Source organism: Nocardia arseniciresistens, from assembly GCF_046764875.1.
Lineage (GTDB): Bacteria > Actinomycetota > Actinomycetes > Mycobacteriales > Mycobacteriaceae > Nocardia > Nocardia arseniciresistens.
The window spans coordinates 82,801-100,478 of sequence record NZ_JBKORD010000002.1; the positions used below are offsets into that span (position 1 = coordinate 82,801).

General features: G+C 67.7%; 4 protein-coding genes. All 4 read right to left on the bottom strand.

The window, feature by feature from the left end; all coding sequences use genetic code 11:
- Positions 1–17: 17 nt before the first annotated feature.
- On the bottom strand, positions 18–13,718 hold the full coding sequence (locus tag ACLMAJ_RS04080; protein WP_412012120.1) for an amino acid adenylation domain-containing protein: 13,701 nt from the start codon (positions 13,716–13,718) through the stop codon (positions 18–20).
- Positions 13,719–14,192: 474 nt separating this feature from the next.
- Entirely contained in the window at positions 14,193–15,818 is a 1,626-nt protein-coding gene (lnt, locus tag ACLMAJ_RS04085; protein WP_412012121.1) for an apolipoprotein N-acyltransferase, read from the bottom strand.
- Positions 15,808–17,406: an amidohydrolase gene (locus tag ACLMAJ_RS04090; protein WP_412012122.1), complete on the bottom strand. Its 1,599-nt coding sequence runs from the start codon at positions 17,404–17,406 to the stop codon at positions 15,808–15,810. Before ACLMAJ_RS04090 ends, lnt begins: the two co-directional genes overlap by 11 nt.
- A gap of 28 nt (positions 17,407–17,434) precedes the next feature.
- Positions 17,435–17,677 carry a hypothetical protein gene (locus tag ACLMAJ_RS04095; RefSeq protein WP_412012123.1) on the bottom strand — a complete coding sequence of 81 codons (243 nt, stop codon included), beginning with the start codon at positions 17,675–17,677 and terminating at the stop codon, positions 17,435–17,437.
- Between the last annotated feature and the right edge of the window lies 1 nt (position 17,678).

Consider the following 17,678-nt stretch of genomic DNA (forward strand, 5'->3'; position numbering starts at 1 on the left):
GCTTACGGTTCGCTCGCTCACCTGTGTGCCTCCTTGGGTGTGCTGCCGCCGTCCTGGTGCCGCGCGTCCAGGTACCGGTCCAGTACCGGCCCGATCACGGCGAGCGACTCCGGTGTCGTCATGGCCGAGTGTCGGCACGGCAGGTGATGGTCATGAATTTCCCCGGTGACGAACGGCTCCCATGCCGACGCGCAACGGGCGGGGTCGGTGCGGTTGTTCTCGTCGTCGGCGGCGGTGAAGAACAGCAGATCGCCGTCGAAGGTGCGCGGCCGGAAGCCGTGCGCCTGCACCGTGCCGTCGGTGTATCCGGTGTAGAGGCGCTCCAGATCGTCGACGGTGAGCGCCGCGAAAGGACCGGGCTGCGAACGCAGCAGTTCCGCCGCGTCGCTCAGGTTCATCGTCTGGTCGAGCTCCGCGCCGTCAGCGACCAGGTCAGCGCCGAATTCGCCGATGATCTCCGCGACACCGGGGATGGCGTGTTCGAGCCACTCATCGGAGAGTTGGTAGCTGTCCATCATCGACAGCAGCGCGACCTCTTCACCGGCCTCCTGCAGCTGGACGGCCATCTCGTGCGCGATCAATCCGCCGAGCGACCAGCCGAGCAGATGGTAGGGACCCTCCGGCTGGATCGACTTCATATGCGACACATAGTGTCCGGCGGCCTCGGCGATCGAAGCGAACCCTTCTTCCCCAGCGACGTGCGGCGCTTGCAGGCCGTATAGCGGTCGGTCCGGAGCCAGGTGCGCGAGCAGGCCCGAGTAGCACCAGGCCAACCCGATCGCGGGATGGACGCAGAACAGCGGCGAGCGCGTCGACGTCGTGCTCGGGCGGATCGGCAATACCGGCTCCAGCGACGCGGCGATGGCCATGGCGGCGGAGCCTGGCCCGTCCAGTCGGGCCGCGATGGCGGCCGGGCTCGACTCGCCGAACATGAGCTGCATCGGCAGCTCGATCCCGGCCGCCCGCAGCAGCGCAACGACTTTCGTTGCCAGCAGCGAGTTGCCGCCGAGTTCGAAGAACCCGTCGTCGGCACCCACCGATTCGACACCGAGCACCTCGGCGAAGGCGGTGCACAGCGCCGCCTCGGTCGGAGTGCCCGGCGCGCGGTAGCCGTCGGTCCCGCGGAACACCGGCTCTGGAAGCGCTTTACGGTCCAGCTTGCCGACCGGGGTCAGCGGCAGCTCATCGATCAGCATGATCGATTGGGGCACCATGTAATTCGGCACCAGTTCGGACACGTGCTCGATCAGCTCGGCGACGGTGGCCGCGGTTCCGGTGCGCGGCTTCACATACGCCACCAACGCCGTGACGCCCGCGGGTGTGCGATGCCCGATGGTGGTGGCGAATTCGACGTCGGGGTGCCGCGCCAGCGCGGTGTCGATCTCGCCGAGCTCGATACGGAAGCCGCGGATCTTGACCTGATAGTCGGTGCGGCCGACGTATTCGATATCCCGCGCCGTCTCGGACTGCCCGTGCCAGCGCACCAGGTCGCCGGTGCGGTACATCCGGTCACCCGGTTTGCCGTACGGGTCGGCGACGAACCGCTGTGCGGTCAGCCCCGGCCGGTTCAGGTAGCCGCGGGCCAGCGCAGTGCCTGCCAGGTGCAGCTCACCGGTGACGCCGATGGGCGCCGGGTGCAGGCGGGCGTCCAGGATCGTCGCGCTGACACCGCGGATCGGCCCGCCGATGGTTATCGGGCCCCGTGGCACCAGCGGCTGCGAAATCACCGTGACGATCGTGGTCTCGGTCGGGCCGTACACGTTGTATAGGTTGCGACCCGGCGCCCAGCGGGTGACCAGGTCCGGCGGCAATGCCTCACCGCCGACCAGCACGTGTGTCAGCTCCGTGACCCCGGTCGGGTCGACCGTGCCGAGCGCCGAGGTGGTGATGAACGCGTGTGTGATGCGCTCCTCGATGAACACCTGCGCCAGGTCGGCCCCGCCGACCACGCCGACGGGCGTGATCACCAGTGTCGCCGCGCCACCGAGGGCCAGCAGCAGGTCGAGCATGGCGGCGTCGAAGCTCGGCGTCGCGAAATGCAGGACACGGCAACCGGGTTGGACGTCGAAACGCTGCGCGGTCTCCGCGGCGAAGTTGGAAAGGCCGCCGTGGGTGACGACCACGCCCTTGGGTGTGCCTGTCGAGCCGGAGGTGTAGATCACGTAGGCCGGATTGTCCATGCGCAGCGGTGCGGTGCGCTCCCCCGCCGCGATCGGCGCGTCCGAGGTATCGAGCACCTCGGCACGGAAGTCCTCATCGTCGAGAACGATCCACTCGGCACCGTCGGGCAACTGGTCCCGATACTGCTCAAGTGTAATGCCCAGTGCCGCACCGGAATCCGACAGCATGTGGCTGATGCGATGCTCGGGATAGAGCGGGTCGACGGGCACGAACGCCGCACCGGCTTTTGTCACCGCGAGCATGGTCGCTACCGATTCGACCGAACGTGAAACCCCCAGTGCCACAAGCATTTCCGGGCCGACGCCGCGACCGATGAGCACGCGGGCCAGCCGGTTGGTCCACCGGTCGAGGGCATCGTAGGTCACCTGAGTGTCGTCCGCGCGCAACGCGACCGCCTTGCGATCGATATCGACCGCCTGAGCGAACAACTCCGGGAAGGTCACCGGGCGCTGCGCCTGGCTGCCGCGCACCGGAGCGAGCCCGGACCACTCGGCCGGATCGAGCAACTCCAGATCGCCGACGACGGTGGTCGGATTCGCGGCAATGGCGGCAAGCAGCCGCGCCATCCGCCTACCGAGCCGCGCCGCGGTCGCCTCGTCGAACAAATCGCTCGCGTAGGTCACCGACAGCGTGATGCCGTCGGGTTCCCGCAGCGGTGTCCTGGATTCGGTGAGAGTGAACTGGAGATCGAACTTCGCCACCCCGGTGTCCACATCGGCGGCCTCGATCCGCAGCTCCGGCAGCTCGAGCACCCGAACAGGGTGGTTCTGCACCGAGAGCATCACCTGGAACATCGGGTGATGCGCCTGCGAGCGAGCCGGGTTGAGCACCTCGACGAGGCGTTCGAAGGGCAGATCGGCGTTCGCGAACGCGTCCAGGTCGGTGTCGCGGACGTGGTGCAGCAGGTCGGTGAACCTGTCATCGAGATCAATACGGGTCCGCAGCACCAACGTGTTGACGAACATGCCGATCATCCGGTCCAGCGCGGGATGTCCGCGCCCGGCAACCGGGGTGCCGATGGCGATATCGGCGGCCGCGGTCATCCGGTGCAGCAGTACCGCGAGCGCGGCATGCAGCACCATGAACATGCTGACGTTGTTGCTCGTGGCAACCGTCTGCAGCTCCCGATGGGTGAGCGCATCGATGGTGCACTCCACGACGCCGCCACGATAGGACGGCACCGGCGGACGCGAACGGTCGGTGGGCACGGCAAGCAGTTCGGGGCAGCCATCGAGAGCGCCGCGCCAGTAGTCGAGCTGGCGGCTCACCACAGAGGCGGGATCGGCCTCGGTGCCGAGCGTGTCCCGTTGCCAGAGTGTGTAGTCCGCGTATTGGATCTCGGGTTCCGGCCACTGCGCGGCCTGCTCGTCGCAGGCCGCCCGGTAGGCCATCGCCACATCGGCGGCGAGCGGCTCCAGCGACCATCCGTCCATGGCGATGTGATGCACCACTAGGACCAGGACGTTCTCGACGGACGCGGCAGGTTGCACCGAATCGTCGGCGCCCGCGGAATCGACCGTGATCAGCGCGGCACGCATCGGCACCGCCGCGGCCAGGTCGAAGCCCGGTGCGGCGAAACGCCGTACCGCTTCCGTCACATCGTCGGGTCGCGCGGTCGCGATGAACAGGGTGATCGCGGCCGTCACCGGATCGAGGACCAGCTGCGACGGTTCGCCATCGATCTCGGGGAACACGGTGCGCAGGGTCTCGTGCCTCCGCTGCACCGCGTGCAGCGCCCGCACCAGCGCGTCGACATCGAGCGCGCCGTGTAGACGCAGCACGACCGGAACGTTGTAAGCGCCCGTAGCGTGGCCCGACTCCGCGCCCTGTGCGCCGACCTGGTTGAAGCGGTTGAGGAACCACAGCCGATGCTGCGCGGCCGACAACGGAATCCGCTCCGGGCGCTCGCGCCGAACCAGCTCGGGTCCGCCGGTCTGACCCGCGGGACCGGAGTCGAGCAGTGCCGCGAGCTCGGCGACCGTCGGTGACCCGAAGACGGTGCGCACCTCGAGCCTGATATTCGTCACCGCGGCCAACCGCGCCACGAGTTGGGTTGCCAGTAGCGAGTTTCCGCCGATATCGAAGAAACTGTCGTCGGCGCCGACCGTGTCGATGCCGACCAGTTCACCCATCACGGCCGCGACGAGACGTTCGGACTCGGTCTCCGGCGCACGATCGACGGTGTCCGCCATGAGTTGTGGTTCGGGCAGCGCGGCGATGTCCAGCTTGCCGGTCGGGGTCAGCGGGATCCGATCGAGCACCGTGATGCTCGCCGGAACCATATGCACGGGCAGCTGTTCGGCGAGCCGGGCACGGACCTTGTGGATATCCACGCCCACCGCGTCGTCGGCGGCCTGCACGAACGAGACGATCCGATCCGCACCCGCAATTTGCCGAACCTCGGTGTGCGCGAACCGCACGTGCTCGTGTTCGGCCAGCGCCGCGGTGACTTCGCCGAGTTCGATGCGGAACCCGCGCAGCTTCACCTGGTGGTCGCTGCGACCCAAATACACCAGCTCGCCCGAACCCGTCCAGCGCACCAGGTCGCCACTGCGGTACATCCGTGAGCCCGCGGGGCCGTAGGGGTCGGCGATGAACCGGGACGCGGTCAGCCCGAAGCGCTCGAAATACCCTCGCGTCACACCGAATCCACCGAGGTAGAGGTCACCCGGCACACCGACAGGCACCGGACGCATGCGCTCGTCGAGCACCAGCGCACGCGCTCCACGCACCGGCGTGCCGATGGTGATCGGTCCGTCGACGACCAGGTCCGAGATCGTCACGACGACGGTGGTCTCGGTGGGCCCATACCCGTTGAACAGCTGCCGTCCCGGCGCCCACCGGGTCACCAGATCGTGGCCGTATGCCTCGCCACCGACCATCAACGCGCGCAGGTTCGGCAGGGGCCAGCGGTCCCGATCGATAGTCGCCAGCGCGGCGGGGGTCATGAAGGCGTGCGTGACGCGCTCGCGTTCCAGCAGCGCGGCGAGTTCGTCGCCGCCGTAGATATCGGTCGGGCAGATCACCATTGCCGCACCGGATCCCAGCGCGAGCAAAAGGTCGAGGATCGCGGCGTCGAAACTTGGTGAGGAGAAGTGCAGGGTGCGCGAATCTCGATCGACCTGCATACGTTCGCGAATCTCGTCGGCGAAGTTCGACAGCCCGCTGTGCGTGACGGCGACGCCCTTGGGCTTGCCGGTGGAACCGGAGGTGTAGATCAGATAGGCGAGATCGCTGATCCGCACTGTGCGCAACCGGTCGAGGTCGTCGACCAGGCTGTCGTCGAGCTCATCCAATTCGGCGACCAGTTCGGGATCGTCGAGCAGCAGCCAGTCGGTGGTGGGTGTGGAGCTCGCCGTCGACACCGCATCCTGCGCGCCGCGGGCCCGAAGGCGTTCGGCGTGCTCGACGACGGTCAGCCCGACCCAGCAGCCGGAGTCCACCAGCATGTGCCTGATCCGGTCGGCCGGATACTTCGGATCGATAGGAACGAATGCCGCGCCGGACTTGGTGACGGCCAGCATCGCGATGACCGATTCGATGGAGCGGGTCAGCCCGAGTGCGACACGATCACCGGCCCCGATGCCGCGCCCGATCAGTGCGCGAGCCCATTGATTCGACCGCCGGTCGAGCTCGGCGTAGGTGAGTGAATTGGTGCCGTACCGCACGGCGGTACGGTGCGCATGCATGTGCGCGGTCGCCGTGAAATAAGCGGCCAGGGTGCACTGTGGGGTGGTCGGGCCACCATTGGCCGGTGCGAGTGTGCGCCGTTCGCCCTCGGTCCTCGCGTCGATGTCGCGCACCAATACCCGAGGATTCGCCGTGACGGCGGCCAGCACCCTGAGGAAGCGGTCGGCGAGTGTCTCGATGGTCGAGGCATCGAAAAGTTCGGTGGCGAAGACGAATTCGAAGGCACGACCCGGTTCGCTGGAACCGGCGTCGCCACCGATCTGCGCGACCCGAAGCTCCAGATCGAACTTCGCGAGCGCGATGTCCAGCTCCTCGGCTCGCAGCTCGAGGCCGGGCAGTTCCAGGGTCGGAACCGGACCGTCCTGCACCGTCAACGCCACCTGGAACAGCGGGGGGCGGCTGCTCGCACGTGCCTCACGACCCAGCTCTTCCACGACGCGGTCGAACGGAATGTCCGCATGCGCCATGGCGGCCAGCTCGGTATCCCGATCCGCGCGCAGCAGTGCCGCGAAGGGGCTGTCGGGATCCACCTCCGATCGCAACACCAGGGTGTTGACGAACATACCGACGAGCTCGTCGAGTTTGGTGTCGGTACGGCCTGCGATCGGGGTGCCGATCACCACGTCGCGGCCGCCGGTCACGAAGCGCAGCAACACCGCGAGCGAGGAGCGCAGCACCATGAACAGGCTCACGCCCTGCTCACGGGCCAACTGCCCGAGCGCGTGCTGCATCGGTTCCGGCACCGTGAACCGCACGGTGCCGGACCGCAGCGTCGGGTCGGCGGGCCGCGGCCGATCGTAGGGCAGCGGCAGCTCGTCGGGCAGGTTCCGCAGCGCGGTACGCCAGTACTCCAGTTGGATGCCCGCGATGCTCTGCGGGTCGGATTCCTCGCCGAGGCAGGCGCGTTGCCACAGCCCGAAGTCGGCGTACTGCACGGGAAGCGGTGCCAACGCGGGCGCACTGCCCTGGTGCCGCGCGATATAGGCGGTGGCCAGATCCCTGGTCAACGGACCGAGCGACCAGCCGTCCGCGGCGATGTGGTGCATCACGATGCCGAGCAGGTGGTGATCGGAACCGGTGCGCAACAACATGGTTCGAAGTGGAGTGGTCCTGGTCAGATCGAAACCGTCGCGCGCGAGTGTGTGCAGTGCGAGATCGGCGCCCACCTCGTCGACCGCGATCGGCTCGAGGACCGGCATGGCACGCGAGATCGGCAGCACCACCTGATGAGCGCCGATATTGTCCTGCGGGAACACCGTCCGCAGCACCTCGTGCCGGTCCACCAGGTCGATGAGGGCCGCACGCAGTGCCGTGACATCCAGATCGCCGTCGATTCGAATGACGAATGCGATGTTGTAGGCACTGGATTCGGGAGAGAATCGGTTGAGGAACCAGAGTCGCTGCTGGGGCAGCGACAATGGAATGCGTCCCGGACGTGGGGTGTGCACAGCCAGCGCCGCCCGTTGCGTCCGGGGCGCTTCCGTAATGCGCTCGGCGATACCCGCGACCGTCGGCAGTTCGAAGATCACCCGCACCGGCAGATCGACACCGAACTCCGCGTGCAGCGCGGCGGCGAGCCTGGTGGCGAGCAGCGAGTTGCCGCCGACATCGAAGAAGCTGTCCTCCGCACCGGTCACCGGCCGCCCGAGGATATGGCCGAACACTCCCGCGACACGGGTCTCCAACTCGGTGTTCGGTGCACGCGAGGCCCCGAGCGCGGCGAAGACCGGTTCCGGCAACGCCTTTCGATCGAGCTTGCCCGCAGGGCTGACCGGCATTTCGTCGAGCACGACGACCGACGCGGGCACCATGTATCCCGGAAGTCGCTGGCGCGCGGTCTCGCTGACGGCAGCGGCGTCGACCGGCTCATCGGCGGTCAGGTAGGCCGCGAGCCTGGGCTGCCCCTGCTCGTCGATATGTACGACGGTGAGCGCGGAGCTCACACCCGGATGCGTGCGCAGCACGTGATCGATCTCGCTGAGCTCGATGCGGAAGCCACGAATTTTGATCTGGTCGTCGGCGCGGCCGAGGAAGCGCAGCTGTCCGGTCGAATCGGCGACCACCAGGTCACCGGTCCGGTACATCCGCTCGCCACGCCGTCCGTGCGGGTTCGCGGGAAAGCGTTGCGCGGTAAGGCTGTAGCGACCGTGATAACCGCGAGCCAGGCCGGGACCGGACAGGTACAGCTCGCCGGGCGTCCCCGGCGGGACCGGATGCAGCCGTCCGTCCAACACGAACAGTCGCATGCCGCGGATGGGAAGGCCGAGCGGCACCGGCACACCCGCCACCATCGGTCCGCTCGCGGTGGCGGCGACGGTGGCCTCGGACGGGCCGTACATATTGTGGATGCGGTGTTCGGCCGACCAGGTCGCGACCAATCCCGCGGCACACGCCTCACCGCCGACGATAACCGCATCGAGTTCGGGCAGGCCCTCGGGCGGCACCGTAGCCAACGCCGCCGGGGTGATGAAGGCATGGGTGATCCGTTCATCGCGCAACAGCGCGGCGAGTTCGGTGCCGCCGTACATCCCCGCGGGTGCCACCACGATCGTCGCGCCCGCGGCGAAGCCGAGCAGCATTTCCAAGACCGACGCGTCGAAGCTCGGCGAGGAGAAGTGCAGTGTCCGCGCCGAATCCGTCACGCCGAACAGATACTTCTGCTCCTGCGCCAACGACGCGAGTCCGGCGTGGGTAACGATGACGGCCTTCGGTTGCCCGGTGGAACCGGATGTATAGATGAAATAGGCCGGATTGCTCGTGCGCATCGGGTGGTGGCGATCGGCGTCGGTGATAGGCCCCGTGGAGTAGTCCGCGCATTCGGTTTCCAGCTCGTCGGAGCCGAACACCAACCAGTCGACGTGGTCCTTGCGGTGCTTGCCACGCACAGCGGGCCACGCGGGCATAGCGGCCTGGCAATCCGGGACGGTCAGCCCCAGGATCGCGCCCGAATCGGAGATCATGTGCCCGATCCGCTCGGCCGGGTAACTCGGATCGATCGGCACGTAGGCGGCGCCGGTCTTGGCGACGGCCCAGACCGCGGCGATCGAGTGGAGGCTGCGCGGCAGCGCGATCGCGACAACGACCTCCGGACCCGCACCGTGTTCGATCAGCACTCGTGCCAGGCGATTCGACATCTCGTCGAGCTCGCGATAAGTGGTGTCGACGCCGAGGTATCGCACCGCGACCGCGTCGGGCAGCCGCTCGGCGATGTCGGTGAGCAGCCGGGCAAGGCTGGTCGGGGGCTCGGCGGGCGGTCCGGCGATCGGCACCAGGTTCGCGGACTCGCGACGGTCGAGAATCTCCAGGTCACCGATCGGCATGCTCGGCGCGGCGACCACCGCGTTCAGCACTGCGACGAATCGGCGCGCAAAACCCTCGATCGTACGCTTATCGAAAACATCTGTGGCATAACCGAATTCGGCTGACAGTGGTCCGTCACCGATGCTGTCGTGCACCTCGAGCTGCAAATCGAACTTGGCGACGTCGGAGTTGACCGGCAGAATTTCGGCCAGCACGCCCGGCAGATCGATGCGCATTTCCGGTGCGCGGTCGTAGGACAGCATCACCTGGAACAGCGGGTGGCGCGCCGCCGAACGCTCCGGGTTGACGACCTCGACAAGGCGCTCGAACGGAACGTCAGCATTGGCGAAGGCGTTGAGGTCGGTCTCGCGCGCCACATCCAGCATCTGGTCGAAGCCGGCGGCGAGATCTACTTCGGTGCGCAGCACGAGGGTGTTGACGAACATGCCGACCAGCTCGTCGAGCGCCGGGTCCGAACGACCCGCGATCGGCGTGCCGATGGCGACATCCGTTGTCGCGCACAGCCTGGCGAGCAATGTCGCCAGCGCGGCGTGCAGCACCATGAACATGCTGACGCCCCTTGCCGCTGCCAATTCGGCCGCGGCGCGGCGAGTCGCGGGCGCGATCGTGAACTCCACCCGGTCACCAGTGGTCGATCTACGCATCGGACGCGGGCGGTCCAGCGGCAAATCGAGCTGATCGGGCAGGCCCGTCAGCGCCGAACGCCAGTGGATCAGTTGGTGGCTCAGCGCGCTGGCCGGATCGGCCTCCTCGCCGAGCAGTTCGCGTTGCCACAGTGCGAAATCGGCGTACTGCACCGGCAGCGGCGCCCACTGCGGCGCTGTCCCGCTCGCCCGTGCGGCGACGGCCGTCATCAGGTCACGCGCCAGCGGCGCGATCGACCAGCCGTCCCCGCAGATGTGGTGCAGCACAAGGAGGAACACATGTTCATCGGGACCGGTGCGCCAGAGCGCGACCCGGATCGGGGCCTGGCTGCGCAGATCGAAACCGTACCCGGCGAATTCGGCGACAAGCACAGCCACATCCGCACCGACCGCGTCGATCGGATCGAGAGTGAGCGGAATTTCGCCCGCGGGATGCACGACCTGGCACGGTCCCTCCGCAGCATCGGGGAAGGTGGTGCGGAGGCTCTCGTGGCGTTCGATCACATCGACGAGTCCGGCCCGCAACGCCTCGGCATCCAGCGGGCCGCTGATACGGACCGCGAGTGGCATGTTGTAGGCGGCGGCATGTTCAGCGAATCGGTTCAGGATCCACAGCCGCTGCTGTGCCAGCGAGAGCGGAATCCGAGCCGGGCGGACGACCGGGACCAGTTTCGGCGAGGAGATGTCGGGTTCGTGGGCGGCGAATCGTTCGGTGAGCGCGGCGATCGTCGAGGCCTCGAACAGGTCGCGAATGGTGAGCCCGGTACCCAGGGTGGCGTTCACGCGGGCCACCGCACGGGCGGCGATCAGCGAATTGCCGCCGAGATCGAAGAAGCTGTCCTCGACGCCGATGCCGTCGGTGCCGAGAACCTCCGTGAAGATGCCCACGAGCGCCCGCTCCACTTCGGTGCGTGGCTCGGCGATGATCCCGCCTGCCGGGCGCACGCTATGGGTCGGTGCGGGCAGGGCCTTGCGGTCGATCTTGCCGTTCGGGCTCAGCGGTAGTTCATCGAGCGCCATCAGCGCCGACGGGACCATGTAGCCGGGCAGAGCGCGGCGCAGGGTCGCGAGCAGCGCGGCGGTGTCCAGGCCCGCTGCGTCGGTGTTCGCCGAGGGGGCAGCGACCACATAACCGATGAGCTCGTCACCGGTTCGTCCTGCCAGCGCCACACACACCGCACGGGCGACTCGCTCGTCCGCGAGCAGCGCCGCCTCGATCTCGCCGAGTTCGATGCGCAGGCCACGGATCTTGACCTGGAAGTCGCTGCGGCCCAGGTACTCGAGCACACCGAGGGAGTCGTCGGCCTGCCAGCGCGCGAGGTCACCGGTGCGGTACATCCTGGCGCCCGGCGTGAACGGATTGGCCACAAAGCGATCCGAGGTCAGCCGAGGCTGACCGAGGTAGCCGCGGGCCAGCTGGACACCGGCCAGGTACAGCTCGCCCGCCACTCCGGGCGGTACCGGTTGCAGGCGCGAATCCAGCACGTAGGTCTGGGTGTTCCATACCGGTGACCCGATGGGCACGCTCGGCGCGTCGGCTGTGCACGGCCAGTAGGTGACGTCGACCGCGGCTTCGGTGGGGCCGTACAGATTGTGCAGCCGCGATCCGTGCAACGCGGCGTAGAAGTCACGGACCGTAGCCGCGGGCAACGCCTCGCCACTGCAGAAGACTCGACGCAGCCCGGTGCAGGCGCGCACGTCGGTGTCGGTGACGAAAACCGACAGCATCGAAGGCACGAAATGGGCTGTGGTGATGCCCTTTTCGGCGATGGTTCGGGCGAGGTAGGCGGGATCGCGGTGCCCGTCCGGTGCCGCGATCACGAGCCTGGCACCGATCTGCAAGGGCCAGAAGAACTCCCACACCGATACGTCGAAGGTGGCGGGGGTCTTCTGCAATACCGCGTCGGTCCCGTCGAGCGGATATTCATGCTGCATCCAGCGCAACCGGTTGACGATCGCCGCGTGGGTTACCCCGACGCCCTTGGGCTTTCCGGTCGAACCCGAAGTGAAGATGACGTAAGCGAGATGGTCGGAGCGCAAGGGCGCGCGGCGGTCGGTGTCGGCGATCGAGCGCGGGTCGTAGTCCGACAGCTCGACGGTATCGATGGCCACCGGCGTGGCGTCCGCGGGCAGCGTCAGCTCCTCACGCGCCGCGGTGAGCACGCAGACCGGCGCGGCCTGGTGCAGGATCTCCTGGAGCCGGTCGACCGGGTGATCGGGGTCCAGCGGCAGGTAGGCGGCGCCGGTCTTGACGATCGCGTACATGCCGACGACGAGTTCGATACTGCGTTGCATGCACAGCGCGACCACTGTGTCGGGCCCCGCGCCGCGGGCGATGAGCAGCCGCGCCAGCCGGTTGGCCCGCTCGTCGAGCTCGCGATAGGTCAACGTCTCGTCACCGAACTCGAGCGCGATCGCGCCCGGCCGCACCACGACACGATCGGCGAAGAGCTCGCTCAGCGTCCCCTGCTGCGCAACCACCGCATTCGAGTTCCACTCGTGCAGCACGCGTTCGCGTTCGGCATCGGTGATCGCCGTCAATGACAACGCCGGGGTGCTCGGTTCGGCGGCGAGGAATCGGGCCAGGAAATCGAGGAAGCGCGTGTGGTGCACCGCCAGTTCGGCGTCACCGTAGAGCCGGGGGTTGGCCTCGAAATCGACGTGGATGCGGTTGCCCTCACCGTTGTACAGGTTGATCGACAGGTCCTCGACGGGGCCGGTCGCCAGCACGTGCAGGGAGCCGAGCAGACTGCCGAACTTCAGCTCGGTGTGGAACAGCATGATGTTGACCATCGGCCCGAAGAAGCCGCGCGCGTCACGGGAGTAGCCGCAGTCGCGTCGGATGTCGTCGTGCTGGTAGCGCTGATGGCGCAGTGCGCCGGTGATCTGCAGTTCGGCGGCACGCACGGCGTCGCGCACGGTGGTTTCCGGCCCGAACTTCAGCCGGATAGGCACCACATTCGACACCACGCCGGCCGAGCGGCGCAGTGCGACGGTGGTGCGCGCCGACACCGGCAGGCTCAGTACTACATCGGGGTTTCCTGTCACCGAGCGCACATAGCTGGCCAGCGCCGCGACGAACAGCGTCGAGTTGTGCGTCTCGCACGCGGCCATCGCCGAGACCATCGCCGCCTCGGTCGCTTCGTCGAGGACGGCGGCCGCACGCCGCCTGCCCACCTCGAGTGCGGAGGTGGTGTCACTGACGTTCGACAGCGTCATCGGTTCGCCCGCGCCGGCCAGCTGCTCCAACCAGTAGTCGCGGTCGGTGCGGAACCGGCTGGAGTCGCGGTAGGTGGAGGCGTCGGCGTAGATCGCGTCCAGCGGCGTCGCGCGGGAGACCGAGGGCTCGATGCGGCTCTCGACCGCGGTGTAGATCTCGGCGGTGCGGGTCAGCGCGTTCATCGCGCCGTAGCCATCGATGACGATGTGATGGGCGCGTGCGTACCAAATGTAGTCCGAATCGCCGGTCCTCAGCACCACATTGGTAGTGAGGGGATCGCGTTCCAGATCGATCGGCGAGCTCGCGTGCGCGTTCATCCAGTGCAGCGCGGCGGCGTGCGGGTCGGCCTGCTCACGCAGGTCGATCCTCGCCCAGCCCGGGCGGCGCGCCGGGTCGATCACCTGGTGCGGCACGCCGTCGATCTCGACAAGGCGCACCTGGCCGACCTGGCTCTCCGCGCCGAAGCGTTCGACCGAGTAGAGCAGTCGGCCGACATCGAGGTCACCGTGGAGCTCAACGTACTGAGCGATGGTGAGCGGCACATCCGGACGGATCCGCTGGGCGTACCACAGGGCCGTCTGCGCGGGCGACAGTGCAAAGGGTGGCGCCGAGAATTCACCGGAAGAACATTGGGCTACACGGTCTGTGGCCAATGAACTCATCAATCACTCCATTTCTGCCGCTGTTGACGCGCTCCCCAAAGCACCACCACAGTCAGCGCGCACGCGCCAGCCGTAGGACGTGATCCACGCCCTATGATTCGGAGCATCACATCGACCGGATGGCCAGCGTTTTGGATTTGTTTCACATCCAACGCTGGTGGCAGCAACCCACTCGCTATGGCTACATCTCCGCAAACTCAGTGATTATGCAGCAAAATGGGCACAAATGTCAGGATATGGCGGCATATATGGCGACGAGTCGTAGCCTTGGTTACGAGCTGGCGAATAGCACACAAGGCGCGAGACAGACATCTTTGGGCCACACCAACCCCAAAACATACCGAATGTTTGGTTGTTTTGTAGGCGCGTCGCCGCGCTCGGCGGCTCTTGCTGTGCCGGGCAGTTCGGTTGCCCACGCCGGTAGTCCGGTCACCGCGTGAACCCACCGGCAGCCACGCGGGTCGATCGGCCGGCTCAGCCGACCGTCTGATCGACGGTGGCGGACTCGTCTGCCGCCTTTTTACCTCGGGCATTTCGCCGCCGGACAGCCGCGACCAGTACGGCGGCAGCGGTCAGAATAACGGAGAGCAGTTCCGGCGCGGGTCCGATTCGGGTCGCGAGAGTGCTGGAGCTACGCAGCGGAAGCTCGGCAACCAGCGCGGCGGGCACGAACTTCGCCGTCTCCTGCTGCACGGCGCCATCCGCACCGATGATCGCGCTGACCCCTGAGGTCGCGGCGACGACCAGAGCGCGGCCATGCTCGACCGCACGCACGCGCGACATGGCCAGCTGCTGGTAGGTCATCTCGCTGTCGCCGAAGGTCGCGTTGTTCGTCGGCACGGTCAGCAGTTGGGCGCCCGCGTCCATCGAATCACGGAAGGCCCGATCGAAGGCGACCTCGTAGCAGGTGGCCACGCCGATCTCGACACCGTCGGCGCTCACCGCGCCGTCGCCGTGGCCCGGCACGAAGTATCCGGCACGATCGGCGTATTCGGAGAACAGGCGGAAGAAGCCGCGCATCGGCAGATATTCGCCGAACGGTTGGATGATCTTCTTGTCGTGCCGCTCCCCCGGGCCCGCCGCGCCGTTCCATACGATCACCGAGTTGGTTGTCGTGCGATCGGCGTTCACCAGCACCGCGCCGACCAGGATGGGCGCACCGATCAGCTCGGACGCCTCGGTGATCAGTGCGGACGCGTCGGAGTTCCGCAGTGGGTCGATGTCCGAGGAGTTCTCGGGCCAGATCACGATATCGGGCTTGCGTGCCTGCCCGGCCGCGACTGCTTTTGCCAATTCCTCAGTGCGCCGGACGTGGTTGTCCAGCACTGCGCGCCGCTGCGCGTTGAAGTCCAAACCGAGCCGTGGCACGCTGCCCTGGATCGCGGCGACCGTGATCATCCGGTCGCCATCCACTGGGGCGGGCAGTGCGAACCGAAGGAGCAATCCGGCGAAAGGCGTGATAGCCAGAGTTACTGCCACGGCGAGAATTCCGAGGCGAGATGCCGTGTTCCGGGAGGCATCGACGTCCTTGCGCGACCACACCAGGAGCACGAGTGCCGCCGCCGCGGCACCGGTCAGCGCGACCGCGAATCCGATCAGTGGCGCGCCGCCGAGCATGGCCAGCGGTAGATACCAGCCATCGGCCTGGCCGAATGCCAAACGGCCCCAAGGAAAGCCGCCGAACGGGAAACTGGAGCGGACCCACTCCGTCGTCGTCCATGCCAACGCCACCCACAGCGGCCACGCAGGCAGCACGCACAGCAAGCGGGCCAGCACCCCGAAGAGTCCGATGTACACCGCGCACACCGTCGAGAGCGCGAGCCACGGCACCGGGCCGACGTAAATCCCGGTCCACGGCAGCAGCGGAAGAAAAAACCCGAGCCCGGCCAGGAACCCGTAGCCGAACCCGCCGCGTAGCTTGCCGGTGCCGCGCACGGTCAGGGTAAGCACGGCGATGCCGAGCGGCGCGAGGAACCACCACGGGCGCGGCGGGAAGCTGCCGAACAATAACAGCCCCGCGAGCACCGCCGACACCGACCTCGAGAGCACACGATGCCGTCCGATCGCCGTCCTGATGACGCCGCTCGAGTCACGCCTCATGAATCGTGACTCCACGGTGCACGGTGCGCAGACAGGTCGGCAAGGTCGAATTCGGGTCCAGCGGAGGCAGTCCCGGGACTCGGGAGCGTGGGTCGGTGGACCAGCGCTGCACCGTGGCGGCCGCCGTGGCCACGACGAGTTCGTCGGCATCCCACACCGCGTAGGAAGCGGGAGCGCCGGGGACGAGGGTGCCCGCGATGCCGTCGCGGACCCCGCCCGCACGCCACGCTCCCCTTGTCGCGGCCGCGAAGGCGGCACGCGGGGACAGGCCGTGTCCGGAAGTGCGGTGATGCACCGCGGCGCGGACAGCCGACCATGGGTCCATGGCGGTAACCGGAGCGTCCGATCCGACCGCGAGCGCAATGCCGGCGGCGGCCATAGCCGCGAAGGGATTCAAGGTCGCGGCCCGCTCGGCTCCGAGGCGGGCAGCATACATGCCGTCAGCACCACCCCAGGCAGCGTCGAAAACAGGCTGTACGCTGGCGATTACGCCCCAGGCACCGAGTTTGCCGATCTGCTCGGCATCAATCATTTCGGCGTGCTCGACACGGTGTCCGCACGTCGCGACGGCCGGTCCGCCCAGTGTCGTGACCACCCGCTCGAATCCGGCGACGACCGCGTCCATCGCGGCGTCGCCGATGACGTGGAATCCCGCCTGGATTCCGGCCTCGGTGCAGGCCTGCACGTGTGCGGCGATCGCGTCGGTGTCGATGTAGGCGATGCCGGACCCGGCGTCGTCGGCATACGGTTCGCGCAACCAAGCGGTATGCGAGCCGAGGGAGCCGTCGACGAACAGATCGCCGCCGAGCGCGTGCACGCCGAGTTCCTCGACAAGCGCCCGTGCCTCGTCCGCGGTGCGCACCAGCTCACCCCAGTACGCGCGAACCTCGACGCCGTGTTCGAACTCGAGCAGTTCGCGCACGTCGGCGCGGCCCGCGATTTCCGGTCCGGCGCACTCGTGCACGGCGACGATCCCGCGTGCGGCCGCGGCATCCAGTGCCGCGCGGCGGGCCCGATCACGTTGTGCCCGATCCAATCCCGAGAGCACAGTCGTGCGGACCAGGTGGTGGGCGGCGGCGCGCAACGGTTCCCCCAGGGTGAATCCGCTTGCTCCGAGCACAGTGGGCACGGCATCCAATAGCGCCGAGGACACCGCCGCCGAATGCGCGTCGACCCGCGACAGATACACCTGGCGTCCGGCGCCCGCGGCGGCGTCGATCTCCTGGACCGTCGGCGGCCTGCCCTCGGCCCAACGGGTCTCGTCCCAGCCGTCACCGAGGATCGCGCCATCGGGCTGCGTGGTCGCATAGTCGCGCAGCAACTCCAAGCAATGCCCGAGCGAACGGGCCGACGATAGGTCGAGGCCCGTCAGTTTCAAGCCGAGGGCCGTTACGTGCACGTGCGGATCGACGAACGCCGGTGCCACGAACGCGCCGCCGAGGTCGATGATCTCCGCATCGGGATGCAGTGCGCGCCCAGGTCGCTCGGCACCCAGCCACACCACGGTCCCGTCGCTCACCGCCATCGCCGTCGCGTCCGGTGAACTGGAACTGTAGAAGCGACCGCCGATCAACAACTGGGTACTCACGGAGGACCAGTCTGCCGTATGCGGCTTATCAGCCCTTCAGCACCGCATGCCGTGACTCGTCCGGCGGCAATGCCAACAGCGCCATGACTTCGACATACGCAGGCGCCTCGGCACCTGACCCGCACCGCATGCCCGCCTCGACGGCGATGAGTTCGAGCCGCAACGCCGTGGCCGTAAACCCGGAAATAGATTGTCCCGCAGCCGCCGCTGCCCGTCGTACGGCCGCGGCTAGCTCCTCGCTCACTGTGACAGTGAGCTGCTCGGTGCTCATC

Bases quoted from the DNA above. Each gene is read 5' to 3' on its own strand.
- ACLMAJ_RS04080 (WP_412012120.1), bottom strand. From the start codon at position 13,718: ATGAGTTCATTGGCCACAGACCGTGTAGCCCAATGTTCTTCCGGTGAA.
- lnt (WP_412012121.1), bottom strand. From the start codon at position 15,818: ATGAGGCGTGACTCGAGCGGCGTCATCAGGACGGCGATCGGACGGCAT.
- ACLMAJ_RS04095 (WP_412012123.1), bottom strand. From the start codon at position 17,677: ATGAGCACCGAGCAGCTCACTGTCACAGTGAGCGAGGAGCTAGCCGCG.